Source organism: Pseudomonas fluorescens, assembly GCF_902497785.1.
In the GTDB taxonomy this organism is placed as follows: Bacteria; Pseudomonadota; Gammaproteobacteria; order Pseudomonadales; family Pseudomonadaceae; genus Aquipseudomonas; species Aquipseudomonas fluorescens_BO.
In genome coordinates, this window is record NZ_CABVHK010000022.1 from 17,067 (window position 1) to 30,832 (window position 13,766).

The window sequence follows — 13,766 nt, forward strand, 5'->3', positions numbered from 1 at the left end:
CCCTGTGGGAGCGAGCTTGCTCGCGATGCAGTCACCTCGGACTTTCAGGTGCACGCCACCATGCATAACCCCTGCGCCATCGTCCCCGTCTACAACCACGAAACCGCCATCACCACGGTGGTCGACGCGCTGAGCGCCTGCGGCCTGCCGTGCATTCTGGTGGACGACGCCAGCGATCAACCCTGCGCGGCAGTGCTCGATCAACTGGCCCGACGCGAGAGGGTGTACCTGCTCCGTCTCACCGCCAATCAAGGCAAGGGCGCTGCGGTCATGACCGGTCTGCGCGAAGCGTCCCGCCTGGGTTTCAGCCATGCATTGCAGGTAGACGCCGACGGCCAGCACGACCTGCAAGACGTCGCCACCTTCATTGAGCACTCGCGCCTTCATCCGCACGCGGTGATCTGCGGCTATCCGCAATACGACGCCAGCGTGCCGAAAGGTCGCCTGTACGCTCGCTACCTGACCCACGTGATGGTCTGGATCAACACCTTGTCGTTGCAGATTCGCGACTCGATGTGCGGGTTCCGCGTCTATCCGCTGCCACCGACCCTGACCCTGATCGACTCGGCGAAAATCGGCAAGCGCATGGACTTCGACTCCGACATTCTGGTGCGCCTGGCCTGGCGCAATCTGCCGATGCAATGGCTGCCGACCAAGGTGCATTACCCGCTGGATGGCGTCTCACATTTCCGCATGTTCCACGACAACGTACTGATTTCGAGCATGCACACGCGGCTGTTCTTCGGCATGTTGCTACGGGCCCCGGCCATCCTCTGGCGACGGTGGCGCGCATGAGCGACAACGCAGACAAACAACATTGGGCCGACCGTCAGGAGCGCGGCAGTTTCTGGCTGATGAAGCTCACCGCCTTCGGCGCCAGAGTCCTCGGTCGGCGGCTGTTGAGCCCTTTGCTGTACGGCATTGTTTTGTACTTCTTCCTGTTCGGTCGCAGCGCCCGCCGCAGCGCCTGGCAATACCAGCAACGCCTCGCCGACTGGAGCGCTCGGGACGACCTGCGCCCGAGCCAGTGGCGGGTGTTCGGCCAGTTCATGGCGTTCGCCGATTCAATGCTCGACAAGCTCGACGTGTGGAACGGCAAGCTGAGCATCGAGCAGATCGAAATCATCGACCCGGCGCTGCTGCGCACGCAACTTCGCGGGACTCGCGGGCAGTTGCTGGTGGGCGCGCACCTGGGCAATCTCGAAGTCTGCCGGGCGCTCGCGGAAATCGGCGAAAAAGTCACGATGAACGTGCTGGTGCACACCAAGCACGCCGAGCAGTTCAACCGATTGCTCGGTGAAGCCGGGGCGACCAATCTGCGCTTGATACAGGTCAGCGAACTTGACCCAGTGATCATGCTGCAACTTCACGAGCGCCTGGAGCGCGGCGAGTGGCTGGCGATTGCCGGCGACCGCGTGCCGTTGCATGGCGGGCGCAGCGTGACCGTGGACTTCATCGGCCATCCGGCGAAATTCCCGCAAGGGCCGTGGCTGCTGGCGGGTTTGCTGAAATGCCCGGTCAACCTGCTTCTGTGCCTGAAACAGCCCGAAGGGCACTATCGACTGACGCTCGAGCCTTTCGCTGATGCGATCACCTGGAAACGCAGCGACCGCGAACAGGTCATTCATCAGTGGGCGACCCGCTACGCCGAACGCCTGGGTCACTATTGCCTCGAAGCGCCTCAACAATGGTTCAACTTTTACCCTTTCTGGAAGACCGATGACGACGCCAACGCTTGAGCCGGTAACCTTCGGCGAACTCCCTTTGCGCATCGAAGACGTACTGGCCCTGGCCAACCGTCAGGCGCCAACGCAGCTGCAAGGCGACCCCGCGTACCGCGAGCGCATCGCCAAAGGCGCACGGTTCCTCGATTCCCTGCTGGACAAGGAAGGCGTGATCTACGGCGTGACCACCGGTTACGGTGATTCCTGCGTGGTCGCGGTGCCCCTGCATCACGTCGAGGCACTGCCGCGTCATCTGTACACGTTCCACGGCTGCGGCCTGGGCAAACTGCTCGACGCGCAGGCGACCCGCGCGGTACTCGCGGCGCGTTTACAGTCGCTGTGCCACGGCGTGTCCGGGGTGCGCGTGGAGCTGCTGGAGCGCCTGCAAGCGTTCCTCGAACACGACATCCTGCCGCTGATTCCGGAGGAAGGTTCGGTGGGCGCCAGCGGTGACCTGACGCCGCTGTCGTATGTCGCCGCGACCCTGTCAGGCGAGCGTGAAGTGATGTTCCGAGGCGAACGCCGCCAGGCCGCCGACGTGCACCGTGAACTGGGTTGGCAACCGCTGGTGTTGCGCCCGAAAGAAGCACTGGCACTGATGAACGGCACCGCCGTGATGACCGGCCTCGCGTGCCTGGCCTATGCTCGCGCCGATTACCTGCTGCAACTGGCCACGCGCATTACCGCGTTGAATGTGGTCGCGTTGCAGGGCAACCCGGAACACTTCGACGAGCGCCTGTTCGCCGCCAAACCGCATCCGGGGCAGATGCAAGTGGCCGCATGGCTGCGCAAGGATCTGGCGATCGACGCGCCGACCGCGCCGCTGCATCGCCTGCAAGACCGCTATTCCCTGCGCTGCGCGCCGCACGTGCTCGGCGTATTGGCCGACAGCCTCAACTGGCTGCGCTCGTTTATCGAGATCGAACTGAACAGCGCCAACGACAACCCGATCATCGACGCCGAAGCCGAGCGTGTGCTGCACGGCGGGCACTTCTACGGCGGCCACATCGCGTTCGCCATGGACAGCCTGAAAAACCTCGTGGCCAATGTCGCCGACCTGCTCGACCGTCAGCTCGCCCTGCTGGTGGACGAGCGTTACAACCATGGCTTGCCGAGTAATCTGTCCGGCGCCACGGCGGATCGGGCGATGCTCAACCACGGCTTCAAGGCCGTGCAGATCGGCACCAGCGCCTGGACCGCCGAAGCGCTGAAAAACACCATGCCCGCCAGTGTGTTTTCGCGCTCCACCGAATGCCACAACCAGGACAAAGTGAGCATGGGCACCATCGCCGCCCGCGATGCGATCCGCGTGCTGGAGCTGACCGAACAGGTCGCCGCCGCCACCCTCCTCGCCGCCAATCAAGGCGTGTGGCTGCGCGGCAAAGCTGAAGACGCCCGCCCGTTGCCGCCGGCCCTCGCGGCCATGCACGAAGCGCTGGCCAAGGACTTCCCGCCGGTCATTGAAGACCGCGCACTGGAAGGTGAATTGCGCCTGTGCCTGCAACGGATTGCCGAGCAACACTGGAGGCTGCATGCGTAGCCAGGGCGTGCTTCACACCGATACGGAAATCCTCGTGCCGTTTTTCGACGTCGACACCATGAACGTCGTCTGGCACGGCCATTACGTCAAATACCTGGAAATCGCCCGCTGCGCGCTGCTGGACAAGATCGGCCACAACTACAGCGCCATGGTCGAATCGGGTTACGCCTGGCCGGTGATCGATCTGCAACTGAGGTACGTGCGCGGTGCGGTGTTCGGCCAGAAGCTTAACGTGCGGGCCAATCTGGTGGAGTGGGAGAACCGTCTGAAGATCAATTACCTGATCAGCGACCTGCAGACCGGTGAGCGCTTGACCCGTGCCAGTTCGGTGCAGGTGGCGGTCGACATGAGCAGCCGTGAGATGCAGTTGGCTTCGCCCAAAGTCTTTACCGACGCCGTCGAGAGGGCCCTGCCATGATGTTCTGTTACCCCCGCTCCCCTGTAGGAGCGAGCTTGCTCGCGAAAAACGTCCGGGCACCGCGCTCATTCAGGCAGCACGCGTTATCGTTGACGTACATCGCGAGCAAGCTCGCTCCTACAGTGTTGTGCGTGTTGCTGGCCGTTCCAGGCCTGGCCAATGCCTTCGATCTGCAACAGCTCAGCGACCAACTGGCCAAACCCGATGTGATCCACGGCAATTTCATCCAGGAAAAACACCTGCGCGCCCTGCCCCAGCCGCTGACCAGCAAGGGCACTTTCGTCCTCGCGAAAAACCACGGTCTGCTGTGGTTGCTGAAAACCCCGCTGCAACAGGATTACCGCATCACCGCCAAAGGCATCGCGCGGCGTGACGCCGCTGGTTGGCAGATGCTGCCGGGCAAGAGCGCCGGCGCTGAGCAAAACCGCTTGTTCCTCGCCGTGCTGCAAGGTGACAGCAGCGGCCTGCAACGGGACTTCGAGCTTTCCCTGAGCGGTGACGCACAGCACTGGGAGCTGACCCTGACGCCGCGCTCGCTGCTGCTCAAGCAGGTGTTCAATCAGATCAACATCACCGGCGGCGAACTGGTCAATAGCATCGAGCTGCTGGAAACCCAAGGTGACAGCACTTTCCTGCGCATGCCGGACAGCACCAGCGGCCAACCGTTGAGCGACGCGGAGCAACATGACTTTGCCGAGTGAACGCACGCTTCCACGGCTGTTTCTGATCCTGCTGCTGGCGGTGCTCGCGCTCGCCGGTTGGCAATGGCGTGACGGCGCGCCGCTGTCAGCCAATTTGATGGAACTGGTGCCGGGTACGGCGCCGGACGCGCTGGAACTGCGCGCCGAGCAACGCATGCAGGAACCGCTGAACCGCGAAATGCTGGTGCTGGTCGGTCACACCGATCGCCAGCAAGCCGTGGCCACCGCGCAGAAACTCGGCGAGCAATGGCAGGCCAGCGGCTTGTTTGAAAAGGTCCAGTGGACCCTGCAAGCCGACTTGCCGGCGTTGCGCACGCAATTGATGCAAGGCCGGCTGGCGATGCTCTCGGCGATGGATCGGCAGCAATTGATCGAACACCCTGACGCCTTCATTCAGCAGCGGGTGCAGACACTCTTCGACCCATTCACCGGTTTCAGTCTGGTGCCGAGTCAGGATGACTGGCTGGGCCTGACCGGGCGCATCCAGAACAGCCAGCCGCAACACGGCGCCGTGCAACTGGACATCGGCAGCGGTGCGCTGGTCGCCGATGCCGACGGCAAAAGCTGGGTGTTGCTGCGCGCGCGCACCACCGGCAATGCCTTTGACATGAACCTGCCGCTGCAAGTGGCAGACCTGCTCAAACACAGTCGCGAGGACGCGGCCCGTGACAACGTGCAACTGCTGGCCGCCAGCGGCTTGCTCTACGCCGCCGCCGGCCAACAGCAAGCGACCCGGGAAATGACCTGGGTCGGTGGCGGCGCCACCGTCGGCATTCTGTTACTGCTGTTGCTGGCGTTCCGCCGTTGGCGCGTATTGCTGGCGTTTGTTCCGGTGCTGGTGGGCATGTTGTTCGGTGCAGTGGCGTGCGTGGCGCTGTTCGGTCATATGCATGTAATGACGCTGGTGCTCGGTTCCAGCCTGATCGGCGTTGCGGTCGATTATCCACTGCACTACTTGTCCAAAAGCTGGAGCCTGAAACCCTGGCACAGTTGGCCGGCGCTGCGCCTGACGTTGCCGGGGCTGACGCTGAGCCTGATCACCAGTTGCATCGGTTACCTCGCATTGGCCTGGACCCCGTTCCCGGCCCTGACCCAGATCGCCGTGTTTTCCGCTGCCGGGCTGGTCGGCGCTTACCTGTCGGCGGTGTGCCTGTTGCCAGCGTTGCTCAAAGGTGCGGATTTGCGCCCGGCGCAATGGCCGCTGCGGGTGTCGGAATACTTGCTCGATTGCCGCGAAGCGCTGCTCAAAGTCGCCAAAACGCCGGTGCTGCTGGCCTTGCTGATCGCTTTCTGCGTCGCTGGTCTGCTGCAACTGGAGAGTAAAAACGATATCCGCCAATGGGTCGGCGCGCCGCAGCAATTGACGGACGAAGCCCAGACCATTGCGCGCATCACCGGCTATCAACCCACCAGCCAGTTTTTCCTGGTGCGGGCGGCCAATCAGCAAGAATTGCTCGAACGCCAGACCGCGTTGAGCGAGCGTCTGGATCAGTTGGTCAATCTGGAAAAACTCCAGGGCTATCTATCGCTCAGTCAATTGGTCAGCCAGCCCGGCGAACAGCGACAAGTGCGCGACGCACTGAGCAAGTTGCCGTCGTTCTGGCAACCGCTGCTCGACCTCGGGGTGCCGGTCGAGGCGCTGCAAACCGAGTTGGCGACGTTGCAGGCGTTGCCCGTCGCAGACATCGACGCGGCGCTGGCCGGGCCGCTGGCCGAACCCTATCGCACCTTGTGGCTGGGCCCGACCGATGACGGCGTGGCAGCGATGGTCAGCCTGCAAGGCCTGAATAACCCGGCGCTGCTGCGGGTGCAGGCGCTGGATTTGCCCGGTGTGCAACTGGTGGATCGTCTGGGCGAATTGAACAACGTATTTGCCCAGACGCAAATCAGCGCGGCTGAATTGAAACTCGCCTCCTGCGTGCTGATCGTGTTGGTGCTGATCCTGCCGTTCGGCCTCGGCGGCGCGCTGCGCATCGTTGCCCTGCCGCTGCTGGCGGCGCTGTGCAGTCTCGCCAGCCTTGGCTGGCTCGGGCAGCCGCTGACGCTGTTCAGCCTGTTCGGCCTGCTGCTGGTGACGGCGATCAGCGTCGATTACGCGATCCTCATGCGCGAACAGGTCGGCGGCGCCGCTGTGAGCCTGCTGGGCACCTTGCTCGCGGCGTTGACCACTTGGTTGTCGTTCGGTTTGCTGGCGGTGTCCAGCACCCCGGCCGTTAGCAACTTCGGACTGTCGGTGAGTCTGGGGTTGGCGTTCAGCTTCTTGCTGGCGCCCTGGGCCGGACGTCAGGTGCATGCGACCACGGTCGCGGAGTCGGCAGCGTGATGATCGTGCTGTTCTGGGCGATGGCCCTCGCGCTATTCGCCGTGGCCACGCGTGCCGGTCGGCACTTCGGCCTGATCCCGATCGTCAGTCAGTTACTGCTGGCCACCCTCGGACTGCCGTTGCTGATGTATTTCTGGGTCGAACCCCACTGGCAGTTGAGCGGCGCAGCGCTGGTCGCGCCGATCTGGCTGAAAAACCTCTACAGCCTGAGTTTCGCGTTGTTACTGGGCTATATCCTCAGCGACGTGATCGATCTGCGACTGGATCGCCAGAGCCTGAAAATCGCCCTGCCGAGTTTCTGCGTGCCGTTCGCCTGCGGCCTCGCCACGGCGATCTGGTGGCTGCCGCCACAACCGTGGATCAGCTCACTGGCGGTCGGACTGCTGTTCGCCATCACCGCGATTCCGGTGTTGTACCTGTATCTGCGGCACATCGGCTACCCGACCACCGCCACCCGGCGTCTGGTGCAGACCGCGATCCTGATCGACCTGACGTGCTGGACCGTGTTCGCCATCGCCCAGGGCAGTCTGCATTTGAGCAGTCTGTTGCTGCCGTTGGCGTGCGCGTGCGTGCCCTTTGTGCTGCGGGTACTTGGCTTGCGTCAGCCACGGGTTTACAGCGGTCTGTTCTTCGCGCTGCTGGTGGTCGCCGAGCACTACAAGCTCAATGCTCTGATTGTCGGCATCGGCTACTTGTTGAGCATGGCCACCTTGAAGGCGCCGTTGGTGTTGCCAATGCCGGCGGCGTGGATGAATCGCTTGCAGACCTGGATCGCGATCCCGCTGATCCTCACGTTCGGCATCGTACAGATCAACGTCCACAGCGCCATGGACAGCCTGGGCTGGGCGCAACTGGCCGCGCTGCTGCTATTGCCGATTGCCAGCAAACTGCTGGGCAACTGGCTGGGTCTGGGGTGGGCCGGCGCTTCGTTTGCAGGCGCCAGCCGTTGGCGCGAAAGTATTCTGCTGAACATTCGCGGCTTGAGCGAAATCGTATTTCTCAACCTGCTACTGCAACAGCAACTCATCAGCCCGGCGCTGTACTTTGCGCTGATGCTGATGGGCCTGATTGCGACACTGCTGCCGGCATTCGCCGGCATGCACCGAACCCCTCTGGCTGCCGTCCCGGCAAGGAGCCCCCATGCCAACCGTTGAAATGGAACGTCGTCAGGTAGTGATCATCGGTGCCGGTCCATCGGGTGCCATCGCCGCCGCGTTGCTCAAGCGCAAGGGCCATGACGTCTTGGTGATTGAGCGTCAGCATTTCCCGCGTTTCTCCATCGGCGAAAGCCTGCTGTCGCACTGCCTGGATTTCGTCGAAGAAGCCGGCATGCTCGACGCGGTGAACGCGGCCGGTTTCCAGCTGAAAACCGGGGCCGCCTTCGCCTGGGGCGAGCACTACAGCGCTTTCGATTTCGGCGACACCTTCAGCAATGGCAAGCCGACGACCTTTCAGGTCCAGCGCGCCGATTTCGACAAACTGCTGGCCGATCAAGCGGCGCTGCAAGGTGTGGAAATCCGTTACGGCGAAGCGATCGTGAGTGTTGACATCGATCGGGCAAAGCCGTTGCTCGGCGTGCAACGCGAAGACGGCAGTGAGTACCGCATCGAAGCGGATTTCATCCTTGATGCCAGCGGTTACGGCCGCGTCCTGCCGCGCTTGCTCGACCTTGAGGCACCGTCGAACTTTCCGGTGCGTCAGGCGGTATTCACCCACGTTGAAGACCACATCGATCACCCGAACTTTGACCGCACGAAAATCCTCATCACCACTCATCCGACCCAGCGCGATGTCTGGTTCTGGACCATCCCCTTCAGCGATGGCCGTTGCTCGGTGGGCGTGGTCGCGGCGGCGGAACATTTCGCCGGCCGCAGCGAGAATCTCGACGACTGCCTGCGCGGTTTCATTGCCGAGACGCCAAGCCTGTCCGGCGTGCTCGACAATGCCGTGTGGGACACGCCGGCGCGCACCATCGGCGGGTATTCGGCCAACGTCAAAACCCTGCACGGTCCAGGCTTTGCATTGCTCGGTAACGCGGCGGAATTTCTCGACCCGGTCTTTTCCTCCGGGGTGACCATCGCCATGCGTTCGGCGAGCATGGCTGCCGGGGTGCTGCACCGTCAGCTGGAAGGCGAAAGCGTCGACTGGCAAACCGAGTTCGCCGCACCGCTCAAGCGCGGCGTCGACACCTTCCGTTGCTATGTCGAAGGCTGGTACGCCGGGACTTTCCAGGACGTGATCTATTACGAGGGCGGCTCCGAGGACATCCGCCGCATGATCTGCTCGATCCTCGCCGGTTATGCCTGGGACGAACGTAATCCTTTCGTCGCCGAACCAAAACGCCGGCTGCGGATGCTCTCGGAACTCTGTGCCAGGGAGGCCACATGAGTGACCTGAGCGACGCAAATCAAAACTGTGGGAGCGAGCCTGCTCGCGAAAGCGGTGGGTCAGTCAACAAAAGTAGCGGATGTACCGACGCATTCGCGAGTTGGCTCGCTCCCACAGGGATAGCGGCTGTCTGGCGATTTTTGCTATTTGGCGCGGTACTGTTTTTGAGTGCCTGCGCCAGCCAGGCACCGCTGCCCGTACAACACCCGACCCTGCCTTTGCCGCAGCAATTGCACATCCAGCGTCTGCTGGACGGCCAGCGTCAGGACTGGGTGCTGGTGATCGTCCCAGAGGGCCCGGGCATTCGCTGGTCGATGATGGACTTGCTGGGCATTCCCCAGGCGCGGCAAACATTCATCGACGGCCAATGGCAGGCCGACGGTCTGCTACCGCCCAATGCGGAAGCCCGGGAGCTGTTCGCCGCGTTACTGTTTGCGCTGACGCCCAAGGATCAATTGCACGGCAACTATCCCCAAGCCTGGCAGCATGGCGTGCAACGATCTCTGCCAGAACACTGGGAAGTGCGTTACTCACAACCGTTGAGATTTGAATTGAACCTGCCCAAAGGTCCGAAGTATTTAATCTCGCCGCTGACCGGTGAAACGCCATGACCGCTTACCTCAACGCTCTCGGGGTGATCTGCGCCCTGGGACGCGACAAACAGGAAGTCGCGCGCAACCTGTTCGCCGGCGATTGCTCCGGCATGCGCAGCGAGTCTGGCTGGGTGCCGGAGCGGTCGCTGCCGGTGGCGGCAGTGCGCGGCGAACTGACGCCTATCCCGGCCGAACTGGCCAATCAGAGCAGCCGCAACAATCAGCTGTTGCTGGAAGCCGCGCTGCAAATCCGCGACGACATCGATCACGCGATCCAGACCTACGGTCGCGACCGCATCGGCGTGATTCTCGGCACCAGCACCTCCGGCATCGACGAAGCCAGTCGCGGGCTGGCCCATTACATTCGCGAGCATCAGTTCCCGGCCGATTACGACTATCAGCAACAGGAACTCGGCGCACCGGCGACTTTCCTCGCCGACTGGCTGCAACTCAGTGGGCCGGCCTATGTGATTTCCACGGCCTGTACCTCAAGCGCCCGGGCGTTGATGAGTGCTCAACGACTGTTGGACCTGGGCCTGTGCGATGCGGTGTTGTGCGGCGGGGTCGACAGTTTGTGCAAGCTGACCCTCAACGGATTTTCGGCGCTGGAAGCGGTCTCCGAGCAGCGCTGTAACCCGTTTTCGGTCGACCGCAACGGCATCAACATCGGCGAAGCCGCCGTGCTGTTCCTGATGACCAAAAGTCCCGACGTCCGTCAGTCCATCGCCTTGCTTGGCAGCGGCGCCAGCTCCGATGCACACCACATTTCTGCGCCGGAACCCAGCGGCCGCGGCGCCCTGCAAGCGATGCGCAAAGCCTTGAGCCGCGCGCATCTGCAAGCCGAACACATTGCTTATCTGAACCTGCACGGCACCGCCACTCAACACAACGACGCCATGGAAAGCCTGGCGGTGAGGGCGTTGTTCCCGCAAGGCGTGCCCTGCTCGTCGACCAAACCGATGACCGGCCACACCCTCGGCGCGGCGGGCGCGCTGGAAGCGGCGTTCTGCTGGCTGAGCCTCACGGCTGACAACCCCGGACACGCGCTGCCGCCACACGTCTGGGACGGCCAACCGGACCCCGAACTGCCGGCCCTGAAGTGGGTGACCCCTAGCGACCGTCTGACGTCCATTGCACCACGCTACCTGATGAGCAATTCCTTTGCTTTCGGTGGCAACAACGTCAGCCTGATTATCGGAGACGCCCCATGATTGACTGGCCGCTCGCCGAACTGCTGCCCCACGCGGGCGACATGATCCTTATCGAGCAGATCCTCGCGTTCGATGACGAGCAGATTCACACCCGCCTGACCGTCAGGCCGGGCGGCCTCTTCAGCCGTGCCGACGGAGGCCTGCCGGCGTGGGTCGGCATCGAACTGATGGCCCAGAGCGTGGCCGCCTACGCCGGCTGCCATGCGCGCCAGCGGGGCGACGCGGTGGCGCTGGGCTTTTTGCTGGGCTCGCGCAAATTCGAATGCAACGTCGAACATTTTCCCGCGGGCACCGAGCTGACCATCCACGGGATTCGTTCGCTGGAAGACGACAACGGCATGGGCGTGTTCGAATGCCACATCAATGCCCCCGGCATTCACGCCACCGCCCGTCTGAACGTGTTCCGCCCGCCGCAGGCCGCGCAGTACCTTCATGAAACCCAAGGAGTCCAGTCATGACTGAATCGATACTGGTCACCGGTTCCAGCCGTGGCATCGGTCGCGCCATCGCCCTGCGCCTGGCCCAGGCCGGGCATGACATCGTGCTGCATTGCCGCAGCGGTCTGGCGGACGCTGAAGGGGTGAAAGCCGAGGTCCAAGCCCTGGGACGCAACGCGCGCATCCTGCAATTCGACGTGTCCGACCGGGCCAGCTGCAAAGCCATTCTCGAAGCCGACGTGGAAAGCCACGGCGCCTATTACGGCGTGGTGCTGAACGCCGGCCTGACGCGTGACGGTGCTTTTCCGGCGCTGAGCGAGGATGATTGGGACGTAGTGATGCGCACCAACCTCGACGGTTTCTATAACGTGCTGCACCCGGTGATGATGCCGATGATCCGTCGACGCGCCGCCGGGCGAATTGTGTGTATTACCTCGGTTTCGGGTTTGATCGGCAATCGCGGGCAGGTCAATTACAGCGCCTCCAAGGCCGGTTTGATCGGCGCGGCGAAAGCGTTGGCGATCGAATTGGGCAAGCGCAAAATTACCGTCAACTGTGTCGCACCCGGCCTGATCGACACAGCCATGCTCGACGAAAACGTACCGGTGGAAGAACTGATGAAGATGATTCCCGCACAGCGCATGGGCACCCCCGAAGAGGTGGCCGGCGCGGTGAATTTCCTGATGTCGGCGGAAGCGTCGTACATCACCCGCCAGGTGCTGGCCGTCAACGGAGGCCTGTGCTGATGAAGCGCGTCGTCGTCACCGGCATGGCCGGCATCACCTCACTGGGCAGCGACTGGGACACCATCGCCGGCCATTTCGCGGCCAACCGCAGCGGCATCCGCCGGATGGACGAGTGGGATCGTTTTACCGAGCTCAACACGCGGCTGGCCGGGCCGATCGATGACTTCAAAGTGCCGAGCCACTGGACCCGAAAGCAATTGCGCAGCATGGGCCGGGTATCGCGCCTGGCGGTCGGCGCGGCGGAGAGGGCTTTGGCTGACGCCGGACTGCTCGGCGACGAGTCGATCAAGGACGGGCGCATGGGCGTTGCCTGCGGCTCGTCCACCGGTAGCACCGACGAAATCAAGGCGTTCGGCAACATGCTGCTCAACTCGGTCGCCGAAGGCCTGAACGCCAACTCCTACGTGCGCATGATGCCGCACACCACGGCGGCGAATATCAGCATCTTCTTCGGCCTTACCGGCCGGCTGATCCCGACCTCCAGCGCCTGCACCAGCGGCAGCCAGGGCATCGGCTATGCCTATGAATCGATCAAGTTCGGCCGGTTGCCACTGATGCTCGCCGGCGGCGCCGAGGAACTGTGCCCCACCGAAGCGATGGTCTTCGACGCGCTGTACGCCACCAGCCTGAAAAACGATGCGCCGCAGACGTCACCGCGCCCCTACGACAGCGGTCGCGATGGCCTGGTGATCGGTGAAGGCGGCGGCATGCTGGTGCTCGAAGAACTCGAACACGCACTGGCGCGCGGTGCGCACATTCACGCTGAACTGGTCGGCTTCGGCAGCAACGCCGACGGCCAGCACACCACGCGTCCAGAGCAACTCACCATGCGCCGGGCCATGGAACTGGCCCTGGAAGACGCCGGTTTGCAGCCGTCAGACATCGGATACGTCAACGGCCACGGCACCGCGACTGAACAGGGCGACATCGCCGAAACCCTGGCGACCAGCAGCCTGTTTGGTGAGCACATGCCGATCAGCTCGCAGAAAAGCTTCCTCGGCCACACCCTTGGCGCGTGCGGAGCGCTGGAGTCCTGGTTCAGCATCGAAATGATGAACCGCGATTCGTATGCGCATACGTTCAACCTTGATGAGGTTGATCCGAACTGCGGGAAGCTGGATTACTTGCGCGGCGAGTTTCGGCAGATGAGTAATCGGTATGTGATGAACAATAACTTTGCGTTTGGTGGGGTGAATACGTCGCTGATATTCAAGCGCTGGTCGTAAGCAAGATCAAAAGATCGCAGCCTTCGGCAGCTCCTACAGAACGGTGTACACCTGTAGGCGCTGCCGAAGGCTGCGATCTTTTTAATATGCGCTTAAGTTATCCAGGCGGATCGAAGTTATCCAGCGCGCGGTTCACTGCCAGTTCTCCCGGCATGATCGACTGCTGAAGGCCCGAGTCGCTACTAATCAAAAGGGTCGCAGCTGTGCGCAGGCTAGTAGACCGGGTGTGGCCTCGGTAGCCACACCCTTTTTGGTGATCTTGCGGATGTTTTCGCGAGCAGGCTCGCTCCCACAGTGGAGCGGTGGTGGAACAAAAATCGTGTCCACACCGCAAATCCCTGTGGGAGCGAGCCTGCTCGCGAATGGCTGCGAAGCAGTCACGCCGTTAATGGTTCAACCTCGCGCGTCAGCAGTTCGACAAACGCGATGAACAATAATTTTGCGTTTGGCGGGGTGAAT

The 13,766-nt window shown here is 62.7% G+C and carries 13 protein-coding genes; all 13 read left to right on the forward strand.

Annotated features, from left to right (window positions below; genetic code table 11):
* The first annotated feature begins 60 nt into the window (after positions 1-60).
* The 13 genes from F8N62_RS26995 to F8N62_RS27055 are packed head-to-tail and all read left to right on the forward strand — an operon-like array spanning position 61 to position 13,307.
* Positions 61-795, forward strand: a complete 735-nt coding sequence (locus tag F8N62_RS26995) for a glycosyltransferase family 2 protein (RefSeq protein WP_150713530.1) — start codon at positions 61-63, stop codon at positions 793-795.
* The gene (locus tag F8N62_RS27000) at positions 792-1,739 is read left to right on the forward strand and encodes a glycosyl transferase (protein ID WP_150713531.1); all 948 of its coding nucleotides are present in this window, start codon (positions 792-794) and stop codon (positions 1,737-1,739) included. Before F8N62_RS26995 ends, F8N62_RS27000 begins: the two co-directional genes overlap by 4 nt.
* Positions 1,720-3,264, forward strand: a complete 1,545-nt coding sequence (locus F8N62_RS27005) for an HAL/PAL/TAL family ammonia-lyase (RefSeq protein ID WP_150713532.1) — start codon at positions 1,720-1,722, stop codon at positions 3,262-3,264. The genes F8N62_RS27000 and F8N62_RS27005 overlap by 20 nt, the downstream gene beginning before the upstream one ends.
* The gene (locus tag F8N62_RS27010) at positions 3,257-3,682 is read left to right on the forward strand and encodes an acyl-CoA thioesterase (protein WP_150713533.1); all 426 of its coding nucleotides are present in this window, start codon (positions 3,257-3,259) and stop codon (positions 3,680-3,682) included. Before F8N62_RS27005 ends, F8N62_RS27010 begins: the two co-directional genes overlap by 8 nt.
* Complete coding sequence (locus F8N62_RS27015; RefSeq protein WP_150713534.1) at positions 3,679-4,383, forward strand: outer membrane lipoprotein carrier protein LolA; 705 nt, start codon at positions 3,679-3,681, stop codon at positions 4,381-4,383. Before F8N62_RS27010 ends, F8N62_RS27015 begins: the two co-directional genes overlap by 4 nt.
* Complete coding sequence (locus F8N62_RS27020) at positions 4,367-6,706, forward strand: MMPL family transporter (protein WP_150713535.1); 2,340 nt, start codon at positions 4,367-4,369, stop codon at positions 6,704-6,706. The genes F8N62_RS27015 and F8N62_RS27020 overlap by 17 nt, the downstream gene beginning before the upstream one ends.
* Positions 6,706-7,860, forward strand: coding sequence for a sodium:proton antiporter (locus F8N62_RS27025; RefSeq protein WP_150713612.1), 1,155 nt, complete (start codon positions 6,706-6,708; stop codon positions 7,858-7,860). Before F8N62_RS27020 ends, F8N62_RS27025 begins: the two co-directional genes overlap by 1 nt.
* On the forward strand, positions 7,847-9,094 hold the full coding sequence (locus F8N62_RS27030) for an NAD(P)/FAD-dependent oxidoreductase (protein ID WP_150713536.1): 1,248 nt from the start codon (positions 7,847-7,849) through the stop codon (positions 9,092-9,094). The genes F8N62_RS27025 and F8N62_RS27030 overlap by 14 nt, the downstream gene beginning before the upstream one ends.
* Positions 9,091-9,705, forward strand: a complete 615-nt coding sequence (locus F8N62_RS27035; protein ID WP_150713537.1) for a hypothetical protein — start codon at positions 9,091-9,093, stop codon at positions 9,703-9,705. The genes F8N62_RS27030 and F8N62_RS27035 overlap by 4 nt, the downstream gene beginning before the upstream one ends.
* Positions 9,702-10,898 (forward strand): beta-ketoacyl-[acyl-carrier-protein] synthase family protein, encoded by a 1,197-nt coding sequence (locus F8N62_RS27040; protein ID WP_150713538.1) that lies wholly within the window; start codon positions 9,702-9,704, stop codon positions 10,896-10,898. Before F8N62_RS27035 ends, F8N62_RS27040 begins: the two co-directional genes overlap by 4 nt.
* A complete protein-coding gene (locus tag F8N62_RS27045) occupies positions 10,895-11,356 on the forward strand; it encodes a hotdog family protein (RefSeq protein ID WP_150713539.1) in 462 nt (153 codons plus the stop codon). The genes F8N62_RS27040 and F8N62_RS27045 overlap by 4 nt, the downstream gene beginning before the upstream one ends.
* Positions 11,353-12,081, forward strand: a complete 729-nt coding sequence (gene fabG, locus F8N62_RS27050; protein ID WP_150713540.1) for a 3-oxoacyl-ACP reductase FabG — start codon at positions 11,353-11,355, stop codon at positions 12,079-12,081. The genes F8N62_RS27045 and fabG overlap by 4 nt, the downstream gene beginning before the upstream one ends.
* Entirely contained in the window at positions 12,081-13,307 is a 1,227-nt protein-coding gene (locus F8N62_RS27055; RefSeq protein ID WP_150713541.1) for a beta-ketoacyl-ACP synthase, read from the forward strand. The genes fabG and F8N62_RS27055 overlap by 1 nt, the downstream gene beginning before the upstream one ends.
* Positions 13,308-13,766: the final 459 nt, after the last annotated feature.